Annotated in this window: 24 protein-coding genes and 1 pseudogene; 16 read left to right on the forward strand and 9 right to left on the reverse strand. The window is 73.4% G+C overall.

Going from position 1 to position 21,314, the window contains the following annotated elements:
• Nucleotides 1-138 precede the first annotated feature (138 nt).
• The 5 genes from ACFY0X_RS17955 (at nucleotide 139) to ACFY0X_RS17975 (ending at nucleotide 3,550) form a co-directional block, all read left to right on the forward strand.
• Nucleotides 139-696, forward strand: a complete 558-nt coding sequence (locus tag ACFY0X_RS17955; RefSeq protein WP_387755549.1) for a TetR/AcrR family transcriptional regulator — start codon at nucleotides 139-141, stop codon at nucleotides 694-696.
• Nucleotides 697-705: 9 nt separating this feature from the next.
• The gene (locus tag ACFY0X_RS17960; RefSeq protein ID WP_387755553.1) at nucleotides 706-990 is read left to right on the forward strand and encodes a YciI family protein; all 285 of its coding nucleotides are present in this window, start codon (nucleotides 706-708) and stop codon (nucleotides 988-990) included.
• 382 nt (nucleotides 991-1,372) lie between these two features.
• Nucleotides 1,373-1,699 (forward strand): hypothetical protein, encoded by a 327-nt coding sequence (locus tag ACFY0X_RS17965; protein WP_387755556.1) that lies wholly within the window; start codon nucleotides 1,373-1,375, stop codon nucleotides 1,697-1,699.
• Nucleotides 1,699-3,042, forward strand: coding sequence for a putative T7SS-secreted protein (locus ACFY0X_RS17970; RefSeq protein ID WP_387755558.1), 1,344 nt, complete (start codon nucleotides 1,699-1,701; stop codon nucleotides 3,040-3,042). The genes ACFY0X_RS17965 and ACFY0X_RS17970 overlap by 1 nt, the downstream gene beginning before the upstream one ends.
• 19 nt (nucleotides 3,043-3,061) lie before the next feature.
• Nucleotides 3,062-3,550, forward strand: coding sequence for a SitI3 family protein (locus ACFY0X_RS17975; protein ID WP_387755560.1), 489 nt, complete (start codon nucleotides 3,062-3,064; stop codon nucleotides 3,548-3,550).
• A 296-nt stretch (nucleotides 3,551-3,846) separates the two neighbouring features.
• Here the strand turns inward: ACFY0X_RS17975 and ACFY0X_RS17980 are convergent, their stop codons facing one another.
• The gene (locus ACFY0X_RS17980) at nucleotides 3,847-4,800 is read right to left on the reverse strand and encodes a pirin family protein (RefSeq protein ID WP_387755562.1); all 954 of its coding nucleotides are present in this window, start codon (nucleotides 4,798-4,800) and stop codon (nucleotides 3,847-3,849) included.
• 93 nt (nucleotides 4,801-4,893) lie between these two features.
• Here ACFY0X_RS17980 and ACFY0X_RS17985 point away from each other — a divergent pair, with 93 nt between their 5' ends.
• Complete coding sequence (locus tag ACFY0X_RS17985) at nucleotides 4,894-5,382, forward strand: carboxymuconolactone decarboxylase family protein (RefSeq protein ID WP_387755564.1); 489 nt, start codon at nucleotides 4,894-4,896, stop codon at nucleotides 5,380-5,382.
• 157 nt (nucleotides 5,383-5,539) lie between these two features.
• A complete protein-coding gene (locus tag ACFY0X_RS17990) occupies nucleotides 5,540-6,793 on the forward strand; it encodes a serine hydrolase domain-containing protein (protein ID WP_387755567.1) in 1,254 nt (417 codons plus the stop codon).
• A gap of 130 nt (nucleotides 6,794-6,923) precedes the next feature.
• On the opposite strand, the gene ACFY0X_RS17995 is transcribed toward ACFY0X_RS17990, so the two are convergent.
• A complete protein-coding gene (locus ACFY0X_RS17995) occupies nucleotides 6,924-7,676 on the reverse strand; it encodes an acetoacetate decarboxylase (RefSeq protein ID WP_387755570.1) in 753 nt (250 codons plus the stop codon).
• Between the two features lie 158 nt (nucleotides 7,677-7,834).
• On the opposite strand from ACFY0X_RS17995, the gene ACFY0X_RS18000 reads away from it, so the two are divergent.
• From ACFY0X_RS18000 to ACFY0X_RS18020, 5 genes are all read left to right on the forward strand, one after another.
• A complete protein-coding gene (locus ACFY0X_RS18000; RefSeq protein ID WP_387755573.1) occupies nucleotides 7,835-8,728 on the forward strand; it encodes a 3-hydroxyacyl-CoA dehydrogenase family protein in 894 nt (297 codons plus the stop codon).
• A gap of 255 nt (nucleotides 8,729-8,983) precedes the next feature.
• On the forward strand, nucleotides 8,984-9,589 hold the full coding sequence (locus tag ACFY0X_RS18005; RefSeq protein WP_387755575.1) for a TetR/AcrR family transcriptional regulator: 606 nt from the start codon (nucleotides 8,984-8,986) through the stop codon (nucleotides 9,587-9,589).
• 93 nt (nucleotides 9,590-9,682) lie between these two features.
• Entirely contained in the window at nucleotides 9,683-10,450 is a 768-nt protein-coding gene (locus tag ACFY0X_RS18010) for a leucine-rich repeat domain-containing protein (protein WP_387755578.1), read from the forward strand.
• A gap of 212 nt (nucleotides 10,451-10,662) precedes the next feature.
• Nucleotides 10,663-11,979: a threonine--tRNA ligase gene (gene thrS, locus ACFY0X_RS18015; RefSeq protein WP_387755581.1), complete on the forward strand. Its 1,317-nt coding sequence runs from the start codon at nucleotides 10,663-10,665 to the stop codon at nucleotides 11,977-11,979.
• Between the two features lie 223 nt (nucleotides 11,980-12,202).
• Nucleotides 12,203-12,487, forward strand: coding sequence for a hypothetical protein (locus tag ACFY0X_RS18020; RefSeq protein ID WP_387755584.1), 285 nt, complete (start codon nucleotides 12,203-12,205; stop codon nucleotides 12,485-12,487).
• A gap of 86 nt (nucleotides 12,488-12,573) precedes the next feature.
• Here the strand turns inward: ACFY0X_RS18020 and ACFY0X_RS18025 are convergent, their stop codons facing one another.
• On the reverse strand, nucleotides 12,574-12,981 hold the full coding sequence (locus ACFY0X_RS18025) for a VOC family protein (protein WP_387755587.1): 408 nt from the start codon (nucleotides 12,979-12,981) through the stop codon (nucleotides 12,574-12,576).
• An 81-nt stretch (nucleotides 12,982-13,062) separates the two neighbouring features.
• Between ACFY0X_RS18025 and ACFY0X_RS18030 the strand changes: the two genes are divergently transcribed.
• The gene (locus tag ACFY0X_RS18030; RefSeq protein ID WP_387755589.1) at nucleotides 13,063-13,584 is read left to right on the forward strand and encodes a MarR family winged helix-turn-helix transcriptional regulator; all 522 of its coding nucleotides are present in this window, start codon (nucleotides 13,063-13,065) and stop codon (nucleotides 13,582-13,584) included.
• Nucleotides 13,585-13,690: 106 nt separating this feature from the next.
• On the opposite strand, the gene ACFY0X_RS18035 is transcribed toward ACFY0X_RS18030, so the two are convergent.
• The 4 genes from ACFY0X_RS18035 to ACFY0X_RS18050 all read right to left on the reverse strand — a co-directional run bounded on the left by ACFY0X_RS18035 (nucleotide 13,691) and on the right by ACFY0X_RS18050 (nucleotide 16,020).
• Nucleotides 13,691-14,317: a C40 family peptidase gene (locus tag ACFY0X_RS18035; RefSeq protein ID WP_387755592.1), complete on the reverse strand. Its 627-nt coding sequence runs from the start codon at nucleotides 14,315-14,317 to the stop codon at nucleotides 13,691-13,693.
• 323 nt (nucleotides 14,318-14,640) lie between these two features.
• Nucleotides 14,641-15,129 (reverse strand): SRPBCC family protein, encoded by a 489-nt coding sequence (locus ACFY0X_RS18040; RefSeq protein WP_387755595.1) that lies wholly within the window; start codon nucleotides 15,127-15,129, stop codon nucleotides 14,641-14,643.
• A complete protein-coding gene (locus ACFY0X_RS18045) occupies nucleotides 15,126-15,530 on the reverse strand; it encodes an ArsR/SmtB family transcription factor (RefSeq protein WP_387755598.1) in 405 nt (134 codons plus the stop codon). Before ACFY0X_RS18045 ends, ACFY0X_RS18040 begins: the two co-directional genes overlap by 4 nt.
• 43 nt (nucleotides 15,531-15,573) lie before the next feature.
• Nucleotides 15,574-16,020 (reverse strand): hypothetical protein, encoded by a 447-nt coding sequence (locus ACFY0X_RS18050; RefSeq protein ID WP_387755601.1) that lies wholly within the window; start codon nucleotides 16,018-16,020, stop codon nucleotides 15,574-15,576.
• 182 nt (nucleotides 16,021-16,202) lie between these two features.
• Between ACFY0X_RS18050 and ACFY0X_RS18055 the strand changes: the two genes are divergently transcribed.
• The 3 genes and pseudogenes from ACFY0X_RS18055 (at nucleotide 16,203) to ACFY0X_RS18065 (ending at nucleotide 18,894) form a co-directional block, all read left to right on the forward strand.
• Nucleotides 16,203-16,769 carry a TetR/AcrR family transcriptional regulator gene (locus ACFY0X_RS18055; protein ID WP_387755603.1) on the forward strand — a complete coding sequence of 189 codons (567 nt, stop codon included), beginning with the start codon at nucleotides 16,203-16,205 and terminating at the stop codon, nucleotides 16,767-16,769.
• 162 nt (nucleotides 16,770-16,931) lie between these two features.
• Nucleotides 16,932-17,405 carry an SRPBCC family protein gene (locus ACFY0X_RS18060; protein ID WP_387755606.1) on the forward strand — a complete coding sequence of 158 codons (474 nt, stop codon included), beginning with the start codon at nucleotides 16,932-16,934 and terminating at the stop codon, nucleotides 17,403-17,405.
• Between the two features lie 116 nt (nucleotides 17,406-17,521).
• Nucleotides 17,522-18,894, forward strand: a pseudogene (locus ACFY0X_RS18065) (carotenoid oxygenase family protein).
• Nucleotides 18,895-18,953: 59 nt separating this feature from the next.
• Here the strand turns inward: ACFY0X_RS18065 and ACFY0X_RS18070 are convergent.
• On the reverse strand, nucleotides 18,954-20,234 hold the full coding sequence (locus ACFY0X_RS18070) for a hypothetical protein (protein ID WP_387755609.1): 1,281 nt from the start codon (nucleotides 20,232-20,234) through the stop codon (nucleotides 18,954-18,956).
• A gap of 78 nt (nucleotides 20,235-20,312) precedes the next feature.
• Nucleotides 20,313-21,161 carry a DUF4389 domain-containing protein gene (locus ACFY0X_RS18075; protein ID WP_387755611.1) on the reverse strand — a complete coding sequence of 283 codons (849 nt, stop codon included), beginning with the start codon at nucleotides 21,159-21,161 and terminating at the stop codon, nucleotides 20,313-20,315.
• Between the last annotated feature and the right edge of the window lie 153 nt (nucleotides 21,162-21,314).

The following is a 21,314-nucleotide window of genomic DNA, read 5'->3' on the forward strand; positions in this document are numbered from 1 at the left end:
GGACAGTCGTCCTAGAGCGCCGTCACGCCAGATCTGACGGACTGGCGGTGTCAACGGCTTGACGATCTAGGACGGCTGACCTACGTTGAGGGCTCTAGGTCATCCGTCCTACGACGTGAGGGAATCATCGTGCCTGCTGTGGCGACCCGGGATCAGATCGTGGCGGCGGCGGACCGGCTCTTCTACCACCGCGGCTACGAGCACACCTCGTTCGCGGACATCGCCGGAGCCGTCGGGCTGTCGAGGGGAAACTTCTACTACCACTTCAAGTCCAAGGACGCGATCCTGGACGCGGTGATCGATGCCCGCCTCGCCGCCACCCGCCGGATGCTGGAGCAGTGGGAGGCCGAGGCGCCGACCCCGGCCGGGCGCATCATGCGCTACGTCGAGATCGTGCTGACCAACCGCGCCGACATCCAGGACTACGGCTGCCCGGTCGGCACCCTCACCACGGAGCTGGCCAAGCTGGAGCACGCCATGCTCGGCCAGGCCGGCGGTCTGTTCACCCTGTTCCGCACTTGGCTGCGCGAGCAGTTCGCACTGCTCGGGCAGGCGGAGCGGGCCGACGAGCTCGCGATGCACGTGCTCGCCTTCAGCCAGGGCGTCGCCGTCATGGCCAACGCCTTCCGCGACGAGGCGTTCATCCAGCGTGAAGTCGACCGGATGCGCGAGTGGCTGCACACCTACGAGAAATGAGAGACAAGCATGTTCGTGGTCCTGCTCCGGTTCTCCGACAACAAGGCCGCCGCCGGCCGGCACATGGCCGGCCACCAGGAGTGGATCAAGCGCGGCCTGGACGACGGGGTCTTCCTGCTGGTGGGCAGCATCCAGCCGGGACTCGGCGGCGCGGTCCTCGCGCACAACACCTCCTCCGAGGAACTGCACAAGCGCGTCGAGGAGGACCCGTTCGTCGCACAGGACGTCGTCACGGCGGAGATCATCCAGATCGCCCCCGGGATGGCGGATGACCGGCTGAACTTCCTGCTGTGAGGGCATTCACTCCCGCAGCACCAACGGCGCGCGGCACCATCCGGAGGATCCGGAGTCCGGGTCGGCCGCTTATCGGTGCTGTGGAAGTCCTCGTCGAAGGCGGCTGGTCGGACCGGCGGCTGGCTCGCTGTCGATGTCGGTCGGTCGGGGCACGGCGCTTGGGGATGCCTCGGCGCGGGCCTGGGGACGACGTCCGTCCCCCTGCGGGAACCAGGGTCGTTCCTGCTGGATGGCGTCCGCGTTCGCCGCAGGTCAGCACTGTTGTTCGAAGAGTTCGCACCTGGATCGGGTTGATCGGCCTGACCTGCGACATGGAGAACCGGATCCGCCGTCCTGACGTCCATTGATCTGAACGTGATCGAATGGGCATGGGGGATAGCGGATGGCTGAGGGATTCAAGGTCGATCTCGGCGCGCTGGACAAGGCGGCGTCGGGCATCACCAACACCTTGGCGAAGTTGCAGTTCAAGAAGGTCAGCGACCTCGACCCCAAGAAGGAGGACATCGGCCACGACCATCTGGCCGACGTCCTCGAAAAGTTCTGCACCCGCTGGGAGATCGGTGTGGAGAACCTGGGGAAGGACGCCACCCAGGTGTCCCAGCGCCTCAACGCGAGCGTGAAGGCCTACGCGCAGCTCGAGGGGCAGCTCGCCGGGCACATGCACGGCACCGCCAGCAGCGACCACGGCGAAGACCCGGGGGCGAAGTGATGGCGAAGGAACTCGGAGAGACGTCCGACCCGAAGGACCTCGTCCCGGGTGACCCGGACGCGATCGCATCGGCCGCCGCCTGGCTGAAGAGCTACGGCGACACCCTGCACTCGACCGGCGAGGGCCTCAAGCGGATCGACACCACCGAGGGATGGTCGGGGAAGGCCGGTGACGCGTTCCGCGACGCGTTCGAGGGCGAGCCGCAGAAGTGGCTGGAGGCGGGCGACTGCTTCCACGCCGCCGCCACCGCCCTCACCACGTATCAGGCGACCCTGGTCTGGGCCCAGGGGCAGGCCTCGGACGCGGTCCGGCAGTGGAACGAGGGCCAGGCCGCGAGCGCCAAGGCCAAGTCCGACCACGAGACGGCGGAGAAGAACGCCGGTCACGAACTGCCGTTCACCGATCCCGGCGACAGCACCAGGTCGACCGCGCAGCACACGCTGAGCAACGCGAGGAGCCAGGTCAAGACCGTGGGCGACACCACGGCCGACACCATCGCCAAGGGTCGTGACAAGGCCCCGGAGGAACCGGGCTGGCTGGACAAGGTCGGTGACTTCCTCTCCGACGCCGGGGACTTCCTCAAGGACGTCGGCACGGTCGCCGTCGAGGACCTGGCCTCCATCGGCAACGCGATGCTCCACGACCCCGGCGCGTCCCTGGAGATCGCGGGCGGTCTCGCCCTCGCGACGCTCGGCGCCGGCGGCGAGGTGCTGGGCGTCGGGCTCGACCTGACGGGCGTCGGCGCCGTCGTCGGCGTGCCCGTCAACGTCGCCTCGGCCGGCGTCATCGCCACCGGCCTCGGCATCGCCGGTGTCGGCGCGGCCCAGATCGCCCAGGACGCGATGGGGCCCGACCGGGTCCACATGGAGGGCGAGGGGGGCGGCGGCGGGAGCAGCGCGCCGGACATGCGGACCCAGCCCTCCAAGGCCGCCGACCCGAACGCCACGCCCGAGGGCCGGGTCACCAACATCCCCAAGAACGCGGACCCGACCACCGTGCGCGCGTTCACCCGCGAGAACGAGTCGGCCGACATCCTGGCGAAGAACGGTTACAAGGTCGAGCAGAACCCCAACGTGGCCGGTACGACCAAGAACCCCGACTACCGGGTCGAGGGCGAAGTGATGGACTGCTACGCGCCCACCGCGAAGAACCCCCGCTCCATCGCCACCGGGATCCAGAAGAAGGTGGACGAAGGACAGGCGGATCGTATCGTTCTGAACCTGTCCGACAGCGAGGTCGACGTGGCCGCCATGCGCAAGCAGCTGAACGACTGGCCCATTGAGGGACTGAAGGAGGTCACCGTGATCGACAAGTCCGGCAACGTGGTCTCCCTCTACCCGTAGAAGAGCAGAAGGACAAGACATGGCAATCTCCTACAGCCTCGAGCTGGTGACCCCGTGGACCACGGCCCAGGTCGCCCAGAAGCTCGCCGACGTGGCCCCGTCGGTGCGGCTCTTCGACACCCCCGCAACCGTGGACGCGCTGGTCGGGGACGGCGCGGTCACGGCGTACGGCACCTGGGTCCGGGTCACCCCGCGCAAGCCCACCCCGTGGGGGGACCCGCAGATCGGCGGCCGCGTCTTCGCCCCGACCGTCTCGGTCGCGTTTCGACTGGGCAAGGACACCGACGCCTCCGGCCAGCAGGACGACATGGCCCGCCTGGCCGACGCCCTCCTCGCGCAGGTCCCCGGCGACGCGGTCCTGCACCTCGACTACGAAGACGTCTGGCTGGTTCGCCAGGACGGCGAGCTGAGCCTGAGCGAGCGTTCCGACTTCTGGCCGCCGAACCGCCTCGCCGCCGTTTCCGGCCCCTATCGCCGCCAGAGCCACGAATTCGTGGACGAGGCATGAGCCCGCCCTCCACAGGCGGCTGAGGCGTGGTGCCCAAGGGTGTGAGCGGACAGGGGCCATCCGGCCCTGCCTGCTCAACCCCGATCTCCCGCACCGCGCTTCAGACGCCGACATGCGCGGGCGTCTCGGTCCTGGCCAGGATGCAGGCCATGGGTGACGGCATCGGCGGAGGGTGTCGGTGAGCGGGTGGCCGGGGGCGGCGAGCTCGGCACGGGCGCTTCGGGTGGGCGGAGGGCGGCGCCGGCCCGCGGGTGCGGCGGGCCCGGCCGCCGCACCCCCGATTGGCGAACGCCAGGTCAGCGCGCGTTGCCGCGCGGCTTGAGGGGGGTGCCGGGGAGCTCCGGGGCGGGGAGGCGGTCGCCCGGGTAGCCGTGGACGGCGCCGAAGCGGTCGTCGGCGGCCTGCCAGTCGGCCCGGGCCCGGGCGATGTCCTCGTGGGTGCGCCCGATGAAGTTCCACCACATGACGATCTGCTCCTCGAAGGGCGTGCCGCCGAGGAGGACCAGCCGGGCGTCGGTCGGGCCGGTGTTGGTGAGGGTGAGCGTGGTGCGGCCGGGGGCGACGTAGCCGAGGTCGGCGGGGCGCAGCGGGGTGTCGAGGAGGCGGACGTCGCCGCTGTCGACGAGCAGGCCGTGTTCGAAGGCGGCGTCGACGTCGAGGGTGACGGTGGCCCGCGGGCGCAGGGACAGTTCGGCGCCGAGCAGCGGGGTGAAGGTGGGGACGGGGGAGGTGTCGCCGGCGAGGGTGCCGAGGAAGACCCGGGCCTCGCCGCCGTCGAGGGCGACCGGGCGGGGCGCGTGGTGGCGGAAATCGCGTGCGGTGTGCCGGTGCTCCTCTGGGAGGGCGACCCACAGCTGTACGCCGTGCAGGACGGTGGTGGCCGGGGTGGAGACCTCGGAGTGGGCGATGCCGTGGCCGGAGGTCATCAGGTTGACCTCGCCCGGCCGGACGTAGGCGTGCACGCCGAGGCTGTCCCGGTGCTCGATCTCGCCGGTGAACAGCCAGCTCACGGTCTGCAGCCCGGTGTGCGGGTGCGGGGCGACGTCCATGCCGCCGGTGCTCGCGACGTCGTCGGGTCCGTAGTGGTCGACGAAGCACCAGGCGCCGATCATGCTGCGGGAGCGCTGCGGCAGGGTACGGCGTACGGTCATCGCGCGCGGGCCGCCGAGCGGTACGTCCCGGGCGGGAAGGACCTCCACGCGCGGGTCGGCGGCGGGCGTCGGGACGAGGTCGGTCTCGGCGGTGCTCACGGTGGGCCCTCCCAGGTGTTAATTAGTTCTATATTCAACTATCATGCCATGGCAGAGTGGCGGGCGACAGCATGATCAGCCTAAGGAGTCCAGGTGAGTGACGTGACGGTGGTTCCGGCGGACCGGCGGGTGTTCGTCGACAAGCAGAGCCCCAAGGCGTACCAGGCGCTGCTGGCCGCCGCCGAGGCGGCCCGCGAGGTCGCGGCCGAGGCCGGGCTGGACCGCCGGCTGATCGAGCTGGTCAACCTGCGCGTCTCGCAGATCAACGGCTGCGCCTACTGCCTGCACGTCCACACCAGGGCCGCGATCCGCGAGGGCGAGACCAGCCAGCGCCTGGGCGTGCTCCCGGCCTGGCGCGACACCGAGGTGTTCAGCGACCGCGAGCGGGCCGCGCTCGGGCTGGCCGAGGCGACCACCGCCCCGGCGGACGCGGCGCTCCAGGAGGCCGCGTACGGCGTGGCGCGCGCGGTGCTGAGCGACGAGGAGATCTCCGCGGTGGTCTGGGTGTCGATCGCCATCAACGCCTTCAACCGGGTGTCCATCCTGAGCAAGCACCCGGTCCGCCCGGCCCCGGCCCGGTAGCCGCGCCCGCCGCAGGGCCTCCGTCTTCCGGCGGACGCCCTCCGTTGCCGGGTGTACGGCCGGCTCCTCCCGGCGGAGGATGACCGGCCGTCAGCGGTGCGGCGAGGCTGGGCGGCACGGGCGAGGAGCTGCTCGCCGACGGCGAAGGTGGGGTCGCATGGCACGTCGTACGGTTTCCGCGCTGGTGGGGGCGGTCTGCCTGGCACTGGCCGGGTCGGTGGTCTCGGCCGGCGCGGCGGGTGCGGCCGAGGCCGCGGGCGGACGGCCGGGATCCGGCGATCCGCGGGCGGCGGCGCTGCGGGCGCTGACCGAGGCCGGAGCGGTCGGGGCGATCGCGGAGGTCAGGGACGGGAACGGGGCCTGGCGCGGGGCGTCCGGCGTCTCCGACCTCGCCACCGGCGCGCCGGTCCGCGCGGACGGACGGTTCCGGGCCGGGAGCGTCACCAAGATGTTCACCGCCACCACGGTGCTCCAGCTGGTCGGGGAGCGGCGGGTCGGCCTGGACGAGGCGATCGAGCGGTACCTGCCCGGACTGGTCCCGAACGGCGGGCACATCACCGTCCGCCAGCTGCTCAACCACAGCTCCGGACTCTGGGACTCCACCAACGAGAAGGGCGGGGTGTTCCCCGACCTGGAGGACCCGGCGGCCCTCCGCGACTGGCTGGACCAGGGCGGCCTGACCCGGTCCGTCACCCCGGCCCAGGTGGTGGCCGCCTCGGTGGCGCACGCGCCCAACTTCCCGCCGGGCGCCGGGTTCGGCTACTCCAACGTCAACTACACCCTGCTCGGCATGATCATCGAGAAGGTGACCGGCCGCGGCTACGCCCAGGAGATCACCGCGCGCATCCTGCGCCCGCTCGGCCTGAACGGCACCTACTTCCCGGGCTCCGCCACCGGCATCCGGGGTCCGCACGCGCACGGCTACTGGACGGTGCCCGAGGGCCCGGCCCCGGAGGACGGCAGCGACCGGGACGTCACGGTGGCGAGCGTCACCTGGGCGAACTCGGCCGGCGAGCTGATCTCCACCCTGGGTGACCTGAACCGCTTCGAGAAGGCCCTGCTGGGCGGCCGGCTGCTGCCGCCGGCGCTGCTGAAGGAGATGACCACGACCACCCCGATCGAGGTCGAGGGGGTGCCGACACAGCTGGGCTACGGGCTCGGGCTGGCCGCCTGGCAGCTCTCCTGCGGCCAGGTCTACGGGCACGACGGCTCGGTGCCCGGCTACAGCACCCAGCTGTGGGGCTCGGGCGACCGGCAGGTGTCGCTGTCGGTCACCCAGCGCGGCGACGGGACGCAGATCGTGGCGCAGTTGCAGGCGGAGGCGGGCTTCCTGGAGCAGGCCTTCTGCGGGGCCGGCCAGGGGGCGGCCGCGGCGCACGGGCCGGCCGCCGTGGCGCCGAAACTCGGCTGAGCGACTGCCCTCTGCCGGCTTCACCGCTCCGGTTCGTCCTTCGCGGGTCCTCGACCGCGGGGGCGGGCCGGGGCGGTGCCGTTTCGGCGGTCAGCCGCCCTTCGTTCGGAGTCGTTCGCGAGCCGCCGCGTCAGGCCGCGTGGCGCTGCTCCGCCAGGTAGTCGTGGACGGGCGTGGCGGGGGAGAGGGTGAGGTCGGTGACGATGTGGCTGGCCGAGACGACCTCCAGGACCGGCAGGTCCGCCAGCGGCGCCATGACGTGCGCGGAGAGCTGGAGGCGGGCGGGGCCGGTCCAGGCCTCCTTGACGGTGACGTCGGTGATCCGGGTGCGGACCAGGTCGCAGACCCGCAGGCCGCCGGCGTAGTCGGGGACGATCTTCACCCCGTACGTGGGCACGGTGATCTGCTCGCGCGCCTCGGCCGGGTCCAGCGGTTGCCACTTGTAGGCCATGGTCGCGGTGGCGACCCGCTGGCTGCCGTGGTCGAGGGTGCCGACCAGGGCGCCGGCCTCGGTGAAGAGGCGGGGGGTGCCCATCACCTTGGGGTAGGCGCTCAGCTCCCGGCCGGCGGCGGTGGCGGCGAAGTTGTCGAGGTACATGGCGTGCAGGTACTCGCCCTCCTCGTCCCCGTACCGGACCGGGACGACCTGCCCGGCCTCGACGTACGGCCCGAAGCCGTCCACCTCGCCCATCCGCATGACCTCGAAGCGGACCAGCGGCTCGTCGACCTCCAGCGGTTCGGGGACGACCGCGCGCAGCGCCTCGGGGTCGGTCCGGTAGACGACGTTCAGGTACTCGCGGTCGGTGAAGCGGGTGGCGCGGGGCGGGTAGAGGGGGACGGTCAGCGGGGTGGTGGCGTGGCGGACGACCTGGTCGGGGCGCATCGGGGGCTCCTTCGTGGCGGCGGGTTGCTTGGTCTCCTCAAACGGATACCATGTGTATCGGATACACCATGCATCCGATAGAGCTCGTGGTGCAAACGCGCGGGATCCGCCGTGCGGCACGGCTCTCGGAGCGCAGCACAGCCAAGGAAGTGATCTCGATGCCGTTCACCGTTCCCAACCCCACCGGCCGGCCCGTCGCCGTCGTCGGAGCCGGCACCCTCGGGCGCCGCATCGCCCTGATGTTCGCCACCGGCGGCGGGCAGGTCCGCATCTACGACCCCTCGGCCGAGCAGCTCGCGGCCGCCCGTGACTACGTCGAGGAGCAGCTGCCCGCCGTCGCCGCCGCGGTCGGCGGAGGAGAGCCGGGCACCGTCGCCGTCAGCGACGACCTCGCCGAGGCGCTGCGCGGCGCCTGGCTGGTGATCGAGGCGGTTCCCGAGCGCCCGGAGCTCAAGCGACGGGTCTTCGCCGACCTGGACCGGACCGCCGAGCCGGACGCCGTCCTCGGCAGCAACTCCTCGTCCTACCCGACCAGTGGCTTCGTCGACTGCGTGCGCGAGCCGGAGCGCCTGGTCAACATCCACTTCTACATGCCGCCCACCCAGAACGCGGTGGACGTGATGTCCAGCGGCCGCACCGACCGGGCCGTCATCGACCTGCTGCTGGCCGAACTCCCGCGCCACGGCCTCTTCCCGTTCGAGGCGCGCAAGGAGAGCACCGGCTTCATCTTCAACCGCATCTGGGCGGCCATCAAGCGCGAGTCCCTCGCCGTGGTCGCCGAGGGCGTCGCCACGGCCGAGGAGGTGGACGCCATGTGGTCCGTCAACACCGGCCTGCGCGGCGGCCCGTTCCGCGCGATGGACCAGGTCGGCCTGGACGTCGTGCTCGACATCGAGCAGCACTACGCCGCCGAGCGCCCCGGCCTGCCCGCCGGCCCCCGCGAACTCCTGGCGGAGTACGTCGGGGACGGCCGGCTCGGCGTGAAGACCGGGCGCGGCTTCTACGACTACGGCCCGGCGGACGGTCCGGCGGACGGCGCAGCGGCCGCCTGAGGCGGCGTCGGAGCGGGCCGTCGCCGAGGGGCTACTCGCCGCCGGACTCGCCGCCGGACTCGCGCCCGGCCTGCGGTTGCGCGAAGGGCTCGCGCGCGGCACGGCGACGAGCGACGCCACGACCCCGACGCGCGCCGTCGAGCTGGTGCGTGCCGTCTTCGACGCCGTGTCCGTGCTCCTCGGCCCGCCCGTAGACTGGGCCGGGCCGCCCGGCGGCACCGTCGAGCCAGGAACGAGACCCGAGGACCGCAGTTCGTGCCCAAGTCACCCACGAAGCGGCGCCCGCTGACCGTCGCCGCCCTCAACGACAGCGCCCTCGCCCTGTTCACCGAACACGGCTTCCACGCCACCTCGATCCGCGACATCGTCGCCCGCGCCGGGCTGACCCGCGGTGCGTTCTACTCCAACTACCAGGACAAGGAAGAGCTGTTCCTCGCCCTCTACGACCAGCAGATCGACCGGCTGCTCGCCGACCTGCGGGCCGCCTTCGCGGACGCCGGGCCGGGCCAGGACGTCCCGTCCCGGCTGCTGCGCGAGCTGGCCGGGCGGCGGCGGGAGGACGAGGGCTGGTTCCTGCTCTCCATGGAGTTCACCCTGCACGCGGCCCGCCACCCGGAGGTCGCCCGCAGCCTCGCCGAGCACGAGGCGCGGCTGGTCGACGGGCTGGTGGAGCTGATCGAGGCGACGCCGGACCACACCTCGAAGGTCCGTCCGCGCGACCTCGCCCGGCTGCTGGTGATCCTGCACGAGGGCGCCACCGCGATGCGGCTGACCGAGGAGGCCCGCGGTGAACTCGCCGAGTTCCCGGAGGAGCTCCTCCACCAGGTCGTGGACGGGCTGTTCCACGCCGGCGCCCGCTGAGCGGACCGCGCCCGGGCGTCCGGGTGTCGGGGTGCCGGCCGGCGGCCCGGGTGCGTACGGTGATCCGGACATTCGTCGGAGAGGGGTGCGGGCATGACCGAGGTGACGGGAAGTGCGGACGGGCGGAGCACGGCGGACGTGACGCTGAACCTCTGGCGCCGACCGCTCGACGAGGTGCCGGCCGAGGTGTGGGACCGCACCGAGCTGACCGTGCTCATCCTCGCCGACACCGGCATCCGAGAACTCCCGTCCGGCATCGGCCGGTTGACCGGGCTGCGGACCCTCGACCTCGGCCACAACCGGCTCGCCGAACTCCCTGTCGAGCTCTGCGGCCTCACCGGGCTCGGGGACTTCCTCTACCTGCACGACAACGAGCTGACCGCCCTGCCCGAGGCGATCGGACGGCTCTCCGCGCTGCGCTACCTCAACGTGGGCGAGAACCGGCTCAACGAACTCCCGTCCGCCGTCGGCGGCCTGGCCTCGCTGGTCGAGCTGCGCGCCCAGCACAACCGGCTCGCCGCGCTGCCGGAGTCGATCGGCGAGCTCGGCGCGCTGCGCGAACTGTGGTTGCGCGGAAACGAGTTGACCGCCCTGCCGGACTCCGTCAGCCGGCTGGCCGAGCTGCGCGAGCTGGAACTCCGGGAGAACGCCCTCACCGAACTGCCGGCCGTGCTCGCCGGGCTTCCGCGGCTGCGCCGCCTCGACCTGCGCGGCAACCGGATCACCGAACTGCCCGACTGGCTGGCCGACTCGGGCGCGCTGCCCGCACTGGAGAAGCTGGACCTGCGGTGGAACGAGGTACGGCCGTCGGCCCGGCTGCTGGCGGCGCTCGCCGCACGCGGGTGCGTCACGCTCCACTGAGCCGCCGGACTCCGGACCGGAAAAAGATCACCGCGGGCGGCGCGGAGCTGTTACCGTGGAACGCATGAAGCGCGCTGCACTCGCCACGACGACGCCGGAGAGAGTCCCGGTGCGCTGACTGCTGACCTAGTCCGAAGCCCCGGGGCCGAGTGCCCCGGGGCTTCGCGGTTCCCGGACCCACTCGCCCCGCAGACCGAGTGGAGACCATCCTCATGCACGACCACCAGCCGAACGAGCACCAGCCGAACGACCGCCGGCCGCACGGCCACGCCGCCCAGGCGCAGGCCCACCCGGCGCACGACCACCGCAAGCTCGGCCGCGAACTCGACCTGTTCGACACCGACCCGCTGATGGGCTCCGGCCTGCCGTACTGGCTCCCCGACGGCGCCGCGATCCGGCACTCCCTGGAGGAGTTCATCCGCGGACGCGAGCGCCGGGCCGGCTACCGCCACGTCTACTCCCCGGTGCTCGGCAAGCGCGAGCTGTACGAGATCTCCGGCCACTGGGCGCACTACCGCGAGGACATGTTCCCACCCATGGAACTGGGCTCCGAGGAGATGGTGCTGCGCCCCAGCCTCTGTCCGCACCACGCCCTGATCTACCGCTCCCGCCCGCACAGCTACCGGGAACTCCCGCTGCGCATGGCCGAGTTGGGCGGCATGTACCGCTCCGAGCTGTCCGGGGTGCTGGGCGGGCTGACCAGGGTCCGGGCGATCCAGCTGAACGACGCCCACGTCTTCTGCACCCCGGAGCAGGCGGCCGACGAGGCCGTCGCCGCCCTGGAGCTGATCCGCGAGGCGCACCGGGCGCTGGGCGTCGTGCCCGTCCGCTACCGCCTCTCGCTGCCCGGCGCGGGCGGCAAGTACGTGGCGGACCCGGCACTCTGGGAGCGGGCCGTCGCGCTGCTCACCGAGGTGCTGGAGCGGTCCGGGGTGCCGTTCGAGGCGGCGGAGGGCGAGGCCGCGTTCTACGGTCCCAAGATCGACGTGCAGATCGCCGACGGTGCCGGGCGCGAGTTCACCCTCTCGACCGTGCAGATCGACTTCCACCAGCCCGAGCGGTTCAACCTGCACTACGTCGGCGCGGACGGCGCCAAGCACCGGCCGGTGATGGTGCACCGCAGTGTGATTGGCAGCGTCGAGCGGGTGGTCGCCCACCTGATCGAGCTGTACGGCGGCGCGTTCCCGGCCTGGCTCGCGCCCGTCCAGGTCGTGCTGCTGCCGGTTTCGGACGCCGAGCTGCCGCAGGCCGAACGGTTCCGGCAGCGCTGCCTGGACCTCGGGCTGCGCGCCGAGGTGGCGGGCCCCGAGCACGGCAGTCTCGGTGCCCGGATCCGCGAGGCCCGGCTGGTGCCCTACCAGGCGGTGATCGGGGCGAAGGAGGCCGTGGACGACCGGGTCGCGCTGCGGCTGCGGGACGGCCGACGGCTGGAGCCGCTGCCGGCCGAGGAGGCGTGGGAACGGATCGGTGCGCTGGTGGCGGCGTGCGACGCGGAGCTGTGGGCGGAGGCCGCCTCCCCGGCGGCCTGAACGTCGGGCCCTGCGGTGGAAGCGGTCGGCCGACGCCACCGGCGCGGACGGCCGTCGGCGGGATCGGCCGGCGGGACCGTCGGCCGCCGCGCCGACGGCGTCGGTACGACTAGTGCGGCGCGCGGTGTGTCGGCCGGGCCGTGGGTGGCGGCCGCCCGTCGAATGGGCCGGGCGGCCGGGATCACGGCCGCCCGCTGTTCCCACCCGTACGGAGGTACCCCCGATGCGCATCCCCCGCGGCTTCGCCGCTCCCGTCCTGGCCGGCTGTCTGGCCCTCGCCGGGGCGGTGGCCGCCACTCCGGCCGGCTCGGCCGAGCTGCGCCCGCTGCCCAGCCCCGTTGTCCAGTACTGCGCCGCGGTGCTCGGGCACGTTCCCGGCGCCGACGCCGCGTCGCAGGCGCTCGGGCGGGCCTGCTCGTCGGACTTCCGGGTCGACCGACTCGCGCAGGGCGGCGGCGGGTTCGAGGCCTCGGGGTTGCCGGGCCGACCCTCGCCGTCGATGGAGTAGCTCAGGCCGGGGCGCCGCGCCGCCCGGCCGCGCCGCGCGAGGCGCCCGGCCGCGCGAGGCGCGATCCCCGGTGCGGCGCGGGCCGGTCAGTAGGACTGGAGCTCGACCAAGCGGCCGTCCGGGTCGCGCAGATGGGCGCTGCGCAGGGTGGGGCCCCACTCCGGGCGGTCGGCCGCCACGCCGGCCGGGGTGCCGCCGTGGCGCAGGCAGAGGTCGAGGGCGGCGTCCACGTCGTCCACCCGGAGCACCAGCATCGCGGCGTCCTGGGCGGGTGCGGCGTAGGCGGGCAGCTCGGCGGTGCCGAGGGTGGCGGCCATCGCGGAGCGGTCGAAGAGCGCCAGGAGGGTCTGGTCGGCGAGGTCCCAACTGGCGTACGGGCCCTCGGGCGCGCCCTTGGCCAGGGCGGCGCCGGTCAGTGGCGGGAGGACGGCGCGGTAGAAGGCGAAGCACTCGGCGAAGCGGGTGACGAGCAGGCGGGAGTACAGGGCGTCCACGGGCGAACTCCTGGCAGGGAAGGGCGGTTTCCGAATTAGTGGGTCGACACCCACTATAGGGAGAGACCCTAGACTGCCGCCATGGCCTCCGAGAACCCGTACCCGGGGAACCCGCACCGGGTGAACCCGCGCGCCGTGGACCCGCACCCCGCCGCCGAGCTTCCCCCGACCCTGCTGGACCTCAGCACCTACCTGCTCTCCCGGCTCGGCAAGGCGGCGCGCGGCCGGCTCGCCGAGCGGTTGGCGGAACGCGGCCTGCGGCTCTGGGACATGGCGGTGCTGGCCGCGCTCGCCGACTTCGGCCCACAGGCCCAGCGGGACCTGGTGCGGCGGCTGGCCATCGACCCGAGCGACCTGGCCAAGGTCGCCGACCAGCTCGCCGCCGCCGGGTACGTCGAGCGCGCCAGGGACCAGGCCGACCGGCGGCGGGTCTCGGTCTCCGTCACCGACGCCGGGCGGGCGCTGCTCGCCGAACTGGACGCGCAGGCACGGGCGGTGCAGGACGAGGTGCTCGCGCCGCTGGACGCGCGGGAGCGGCTGCTGCTGCAGGACCTGCTGCTGCGGGTGCACCGGGGGATGGGGGCGTGGCGCGGCGGTCTGTGACCGTATGCGGGCCGGTCGCCCCCCCCGGCGGCGAGTTCGGGGCTCTCACCGGGGGCGGGTTCGGGGCTCTCCCCCGGGGGCGGGCCGCCCCCGGGGGCCCGTGGTGTCAGGCGGCGGGTGGCCCCGGGCGGCGGGCGCCGGCGAACTCGCCCGCCCAGCGCGGGACGTCGAGCACGTTGTCGACCCGGGCGACCAGGGTGCCCGTCCGCTCGGCGTGGATCATCGCGCCGTCGCCGACATGGATCCCGACGTGGTGCAGGGGGGCGTCGGGGCGGGAGAAGAACAGCAGGTCGCCCGGGGCGAGCGCGTCGCGCGGTACGGGCGCGCTGAGGTTGAACTGCGCGACGGTGTAGTGCCCGAGCTCGACGGTGCCGTGGCTGGCCCGGTACCAGCAGTAGAGCGACAGGCCGCTGCAGTCGAAGCCGACCGTCTTCTCGCCCATGCACTCGCCGTTCAGCCAGCCGTTCTCCTCGTCGCAGAAGCCGAGGCTCGCGCCCAGCCGGTCGCCGCCGCCCCAGGCGTACGGGACGCCGAGCTGGCTCGCGGCCACGTCGGCGACCCGTCGGCCCAGTGCGGCAGCCGGCAGCGACCGGGCCTGCTGGGGTGCGGAATCGGACGCCGCCTGGGCGGCCGGGCCGAGCGCGGGCACGAGGCCCGCTCCGAGTGCGAGGCCGAGCATGCGGCGCCGGCGGACTCCGCAGGCTTGGTCGCGGTCGGACGGTTGGGGCTCCATGGCGGTGCCTCCCGGTGCTGGAGGTGGGCGGGCACGCGGGGCGTGGTGCCGGGCGCTCGCACCAGGATTCCGCTCCGACGGGTCGGTCCGCCATCACCCGCAACGGTGAATCGCGGACGCACGGGCCGTAGGCGGAAGGGAGTTCGCCGGTAAGCGGCCTGACGGCCACTCAGCACGGAACGGCGGTGCGCGAGGTGGGGACGGGGGCTGTGCCGCTTCCCCGGATTCGGCGCGACCGGACCGGACCACGTCGGACCGGACTACGTCGGACCGGACCGCGTCGGACCGGCCCGGGCGGGGCCGGGCCGGTTCCGTCGGGCCGGTCAGGAGTCGGCGAGCAGGGCGTCCAGCTGCTGGTAGCCCTCGACCACGCCGTGCTCCATGCCGCTGGCCAGGATGGCGTCCCGGGCAGCCAGGCTGTCGACCACCGACAGCACGGTGACGCGGGTGCGGCCCTCCCCGGCGGGCTCGAAGGTGGCGGTCTCCAGCGAGACGCCGTCCGGAACGCCCTCGTAGGTGAAGGTCTGCACCAGTCGGTCGGCCGGCCGGACCTCGTGGAAGGAGCCGTAGAAGGCCGCGATCTCCTGGCCGTCGCGGTGCGCCGAGTAGCGGTAGTGCCCGCCCGTCCGCCCGTCCCAGGTGTCGATCTTCATGTCGAGGTCCTTCGGGCCGAGCCAGCGCACGACCAACTCGGGATCGATCCAGGCCCGGAACACCCGCTCCCGCGGCGCGTCGAACTCGCGGACGATCCGGATGGTGGGCAGCTGGGGGTCCGCCTCGATGCGGGTCTCGGGGCCGGTGGTGGAGGTCATGACGGGGCTCCTTCGCTCTGCTCGGGTCGGTGGTTCTCTTCGGTGTGGCCGGTGTCCGGGGCCGGTCCGGTGCGTTCCTCGTCGCCCAGGTCGGCGAGCAGGGCGTCCAGTCGGCCGAACCGCTCCTCCGCCTGGCGCCGGTACCGCTCGATCCAGCTCGTCATCAAGTCGAACACCTGCGGCTCCAGATGGCACGGCCGTCGCTGTCCGTCCCGGCTGCGGCTCACCAGTCCCGCCTCCTCCAGCACCTTCAGGTGCTTGGAGACGGCCTGCAGGGACATCGCGTAGGACTCGGCCAGTTCGCCGACGCTCGCATCCCGGATCGCCAGCCGGGCGACGATGTCCCGCCGGGTCGGATCCGCCAGCGCGACGAACGCCCGGGACAGCTGGTCGACGGCCACCGCTCACCTCTGTTCCTATTCAACCGATCGGTTGAGAAAAACGCTACGCCGCCCGCCGGCCATATTCAACCGATCGGTTGAGGAAATGTTCGGGGGAGTGAGGAGGCCGCCGGGAGGCGCCCGGCGTACGACCTCCGGGGTCGCTGGACGTGGTGGGCAAGGAGACGGTGACGGCGCGGCCGCCGCCAGCGGTGGCGCCGTTCAGGGTGAGGTAGCCGGCTTCGCCGCCCTCGTGGCTCCAGTAGCTGCCGCCGCAGGTCAGCGGGCGGCTGACCAGGCCGAGGCCGTAGCGTCCGCCGGGCCGGAACGCCTCGATCCGCTGGTCGACCGGGACGGTGTCCTGCATCTCGGCCGGGCGCGCCCGGGGCAGCAGCCTGCCGCCCAGCAGTCCCCGGAGGAAGTGGTTCACGTCCGCCGTGATGGAGACGTAGCCGCCGAGGTCGGGGGTGAGCTGCTCGGTGACGTCGGGGCGTTCGCCCGAGGGGAGCACCTGGTAGCTCGGCCGGCGACAGCGGCTACCGCCGGGTCCGCGCCGTCCTGGTCTACCTCCGCCGCCACGGCGGCGGCGCCCCGACCGCTGCCGGGTGACGCCGGTCGGCTGCTCCCGCGTCGACGGATCTTCGGGACGGCCGGGTGTTGACGGCGGGAAAGTGTGAGTGGTTGAGTACTCACATGCAGAAGGAACGACCCCGGCAGCTGTCCACCGCCGAGGAGCGTCGCGAGACGGTGCTGCGCACCGCGATCGGGGCGTTCGCCGCGCGGGGGTACTTCGGCACCACCACCACGGAGGTGGCGAAGGCCGCCGGCATCTCGCAGGCGTACGTGTACCGGCTCTTCCCGAGCAAGGAGGCCCTGTTCGTGGCGGTGGTGGAGCACTGCTTCGTGCGGGTCCGGGGGAGTCTGGAGCGCGGTGCGGCGGAGGCGAGGGGGAGTTCGCCGGAGGCGGTCCTGGAGTCCATGGGGGACGCCTACGCCAAGCTGATCACCGACAACGACCTGATGCTGGTCCAGCTGCACGCCCAGGCGGCGGCGGTCTCCGAGTCGGCCGTCCGGGAGGCGGTCCGGCAGGGGTACGCCCGGCTGGTCGAGTACGTGCGGGGCGCCTCGGGCGCGGCGGAGTCGCAGGTCCAGGGCTTCTTCGCCACCGGGATGCTCTGCCACCTGCTGGTCTCGATGGGCGCCGACGAGGTCGACGCACCGTGGACGCGGACCCTCGCGGCCGGCATCACCCACTACTGACCACCGCTGTCCAGCCCACCCACCCCGGCGGGGCGGGAGGTCCGCGCGTACGCGACGGGCCGAACGCCACCGCGTTTCTTTCGGGCGCGAGTGTGAGTGGTTAACCACTCATCATTTCAAGGTTGCGCCCACACCCCGACCCATCACCAGGGAGACCGCTCCATGTCCACCCAGACCATCGACACCACCGCCCCCGTCATCGTCCGGCTCGCCACCACCGTCGACGCCCCGGCCGCCCTCGTCTGGGCCCTGCACACCGACGTCGAGGCCTGGCCGCGGTGGAACCCCGACATCGAGCAGGCCCGCCTCGACGGCGGCCCGCTCACCGGCCCCGGCGCCTCCTTCGGCTGGCGCACCCACGGCCTGGACATCACCTCGACCGTTCGCGAACTCGTCCCCGGCCGCCGGATCGTCTGGGGCGGCCCGGCCAACGGCGTCGAGGGGGTCCACGTCTGGTCCTTCGAGCCCGCCGGCGACGGCCGGGTGACCGTCCGCACCGAGGAGTCCTGGAGCGGACCGGCCGTCGAGGCCATGCCGGAGGCGCTGGAACAGGCACTGCGGGAGTCCCTGGAGCGCTGGCTGGACCACCTCAGGGCCACCGCCGAGAGCGCGCACCTCGCGGCCACCGCCCGCTGAACCCGGCCGGCTGACCCGCGCCCGCTGAACCCGGTTCGCCGAGCCCCGCCCGCTGAACCCGCCCGTTGAACCCCGCCCCGGCCTTACCCCGAACCGTTCCCGGAAGGACCCCTCCCATGAGCGCCGACGCCACCCCCAAGCCCTACCTGACCGGCCACTACGCCCCCGTCGCCGACGAGCTCACCGCCACCGAACTGACCGTCGAGGGCCACCTTCCGCCCGAGCTGACCGGTCGGCTGATCCGCAACAGCCACAACCCCAAGCCCGGCATCACCCCCACCCACTGGATCAAGGGCAGCGGCATGGTGCACGGCATCCGGCTCCGCGACGGCCGCGCCGAGTGGTACCGCAACCGCTGGGTGAGGACGCCCGCCCTCGACGGCGCCCCGTACCTCACCGAGCACGGTCCCGACCTGACCGCCTCCACCGCCGGCACCCACGTCATCGAGCACGGCGGCCGCCTGCTCGCCCTCTGCGAGTCCGCCCTCCCCTTCGAGCTCACCGCCGAGTTGGAGACCGTCGGCGCCCACGACTGGAACGGCCGGCTCACCTCGGCGATGACCGCCCAGCCCAAGGAGGACCCGGCCACCGGCGAACTGCACTTCTTCGCCTCCTCGCCGTTCCCGCCGTACCTGGTCCACCACGTCTCCTCGCCCGACGGCACCGTGCTCACAGCCAGGAGGTGCCCGGCGCGAGCGCCGCGCTCAAGCACGACTTCGCGATCACCGAGTACCACGTGGTCTTCCTGGAGGGATCGGTCACCTTCGACCCGGCCGACCACTCGGGCATCCCGTACGGCTGGGACGACGGCCGGCCGGCCCGGCTCGGCGTCATGCCGCGCGGCGCGGGCCGGGCCGCCGAGGTCCGCTGGTTCCCGGTCGAGGCCGGCTTCGCGATGCACCTCGCCAACGCCTACGAGGACGCCGCCGGGCGGATCGTCGTCGAGGGCCCGTCGGTCGGCCGGGACGGCTGGCAACGCTCGTGGATCTGGTGGGTCGGCGCCCCCGACCGCGGCGCCGAGCCCAACTCCGGCTCGCGCAGCCGCCGTTGGATCGTGGACCAGGCGGCCGGGCGGGTCCGCGAGGAGCAGACCGACGACCTCACCGTGGAGTTCCCGACCATCAACGAGGCGTTCCTCGGCCGCGAGCACCGCTACCAGTACGCGCTGTCCTTCCCCGACGACCAGGGTGTCGGCAACCACGCCCTGGTCAAGTACGACCGCCGCACCGGCGAGCGCCGGCTGCGCCCGGTCGGCACCGGGCAGCTGCCCAGCGAGGCAGTGTTCGTCCCCGCCGACGACCGCCCGGACACCGACGAGGACGCCGGCTGGCTGCTCACCGTCGTCGGCGACCTGAACCTGAACGCCTCGAAGCTGCTCGTCCTCGACGCCTCCGACCTCACCCTCCCGCCGGTCGCCACCGTCCACCTCCCGCGCCGGGTGCCCGCCACGATCCACGGCTCCTGGATCCCCGACACCGCCCTCGCGTAACACCCCAGCGCCCGTACCGACGCCCCCAGTGACCCCCCACCGACCGTCCCCGGCGGGGCCTACGCGGTCGCGCAGTCCAGCACCCGGCCGTCGGCCGTACCGACGAGCAGGCGGCCGGGGCCGGTGGCGGTCAGGGCCGTCGGGATGACGGGGACACCGGCGACGGTCAGCCGGTGGCGCCAGCGCGGGGCGCCGGTGCGCAGGTCGAGGGCCAGGACGTCGCCGTTGCGGTAGCCGAGGTACGCGGTGTCCGGGTCGGTGTCGAGATCGGTGGCGACGTGGTCGGTCCGGAAGATCCAGCGGGGTGTCCCGTCGGTGCCCGAGCGGCGGACGACGAAGGAGCCACCGGGCCGCAGCCCGTGGCCGTGGTGGACGGTGCCGGCGTGCACCAGGTCGCCGTCGTCGGCCTCCGCACCGGGCCCGGGAAGGTGGGTCTCCCCGGGCTCCCAGGAGAGCGGGAACAGGGGCCGGACGCCCAGGCCCCCGGGTGGGCGCACCGAGAGCCGGCGCGGCTCCGAGCCCCGGCGGGCCGGTGGGGCCTCGGTGACGTAGTCCCGGCCGGCGTGCCGGATCCGCAGACGGTCCTGCGGGTCGACGTCGTCCACGGGCCGGTGCCCGATCAGCAGGCCGTCGGGGAGGGCGGTGCACCCGGGCCGCTCGGGGTCGTCCTCGTCCTGGGCGAGGGTGGCCAGGACCGCGCCGTCCGGCAGTTCCTCGACGGCGAGGACGTGCCGCCGGGGCTCCCAGTCCGGGCTCAGGGCGGACAGCGCCCGGTGGGCGTCGTCGCTTCCGTCGGGGCGCGGGGCCGGGACCCGGGGGCCGGCCAGGTCGGCGGCGGTGAGCGAACGGGGTGCGACGGCGCGCCAGTCGGGCCGCCGCACCACGGCGACGTGGCCCTCGACGTGCGCCTTCCGGTCCTTGCGGTCGTCGGGCGGGGCCATCAGCACGCGCAGGGTCCGGTCGTCGAGCCAGCTCAGCCCGAGGACCTCGCGGCCGAAGTGGTCCTCGATGAGCGAGGTGGTCGCCCCCGTCTCCCAGTCGAGCAGGAGCAGCTCGCCCTCGAAGAGGTAGCCGCCGTCGTACCTGCCGGTGCCGACGGCCACCAGGGGCGCACCGGGGTGGAAGGCCAGCGCGCGCACCGGGAAACGCGTCCGGAGCACGGCCCGGCAGCCGAGGTCCCCCGTGCCGTACACGCCCACCGTCGCCGTCCCGGCGAACCCGCGTTCGCCGGCGATGGCGAGTAGACCGCGCCCCTCGTCCGGCACGGCGAGGACGGGCCGGCCGGCCTCGGCGAACGGGCGGTCGCCGAGGACGTGGCGGACGCGGAGCGGGGAGGTCATACCGGCATCCTCCCAGCTGACGGCGTCGGGCCGGCGGCGAGGGTGCCGGTACGGACGACCCCGACGGCCGGACGGGCCTCACGAACCGCCGAGCGGGCCCCGGGTCTCCTGGCCTGCGGGGCCCGGCACCAGGGGCGCGACGACGTTCCGGGCCGGGCCGGTGGTGTCGTCGTAGTCGTAGTCGCCGTCGTCCGAGTTCACCGAGGCGGTGATCGAGCCCGTCGCCCAGGAGACCAGGCCGAGGATCAGGAAGAGCACGAGCAGACCGCGCCCGGCGCCGCTCAGGACCAGCGGGCGGGTGGCCGACACCGGGCCGCCCGGCTCGCTCCCCGGCTCGTCGCCGAACAGCCGCTTGGGGTAGGCGGACGAGAGCATCAGCAGGTAGGCGGTGTAGCGCAGCCGGTAGCGCAGGATCGCGGTCGTCGCCTCGTACAGTGGCCGCGGCATCCGGCCCAGGACCAGCACCACCAGCCAGAGGACGAACGACACGAGCCACCACCCCGCGTACGCCAGGCCCTGCACGATCGAGGCCGGGATGACCAGGAAGACGCGGAACAGCACGGCCAGCCGGTTCAGTTCGCCCGGCCGCAGCCCCACCCGCACCGGGTGGTCGGGCACCTCGAAGCGGAACGGCGGGTAGCGGTCCACGGTGAGCATCAGGTACGCGGTGACGCGGGTCTCGTACGGGACGAACGCGGTGAGGTAGTCCGCCGCGAAGCCGGGCAGCCGGCCGAGCACCAGCGCGCCGAACCAGCCGATGACGGTGACGAGGAACGCCACCACCGACAGCACCCACACCACCACGAACTGGGGGATCAGCAGCAGCGCGCGCAGCAGCACCGTCCAGCGGTTCTGCGGGCCGGGCGCCGGCATGTCCAGTACCGGGAGCCACTCACCACTGACTGGGGCGGGGGGCGTCTGCCACATCCGGGCCTCCACGGTCTCGGGACGACGGGACCCGGCGGTCGGGCGAGGCCGGGTGCCCTCCGAAGATCGCAGCCCCCCGCCGGCGCCGCGCGGCGCGCTGCGCCGGACGGGGTAGTCGGCCGACCCGGCGCGGCCGGGGCGCCCACGGCCCGG

The sequence above is a fragment of the Kitasatospora sp. NPDC001547 genome (assembly GCF_042894165.1).
GTDB lineage: Bacteria > Actinomycetota > Actinomycetes > Streptomycetales > Streptomycetaceae > Kitasatospora.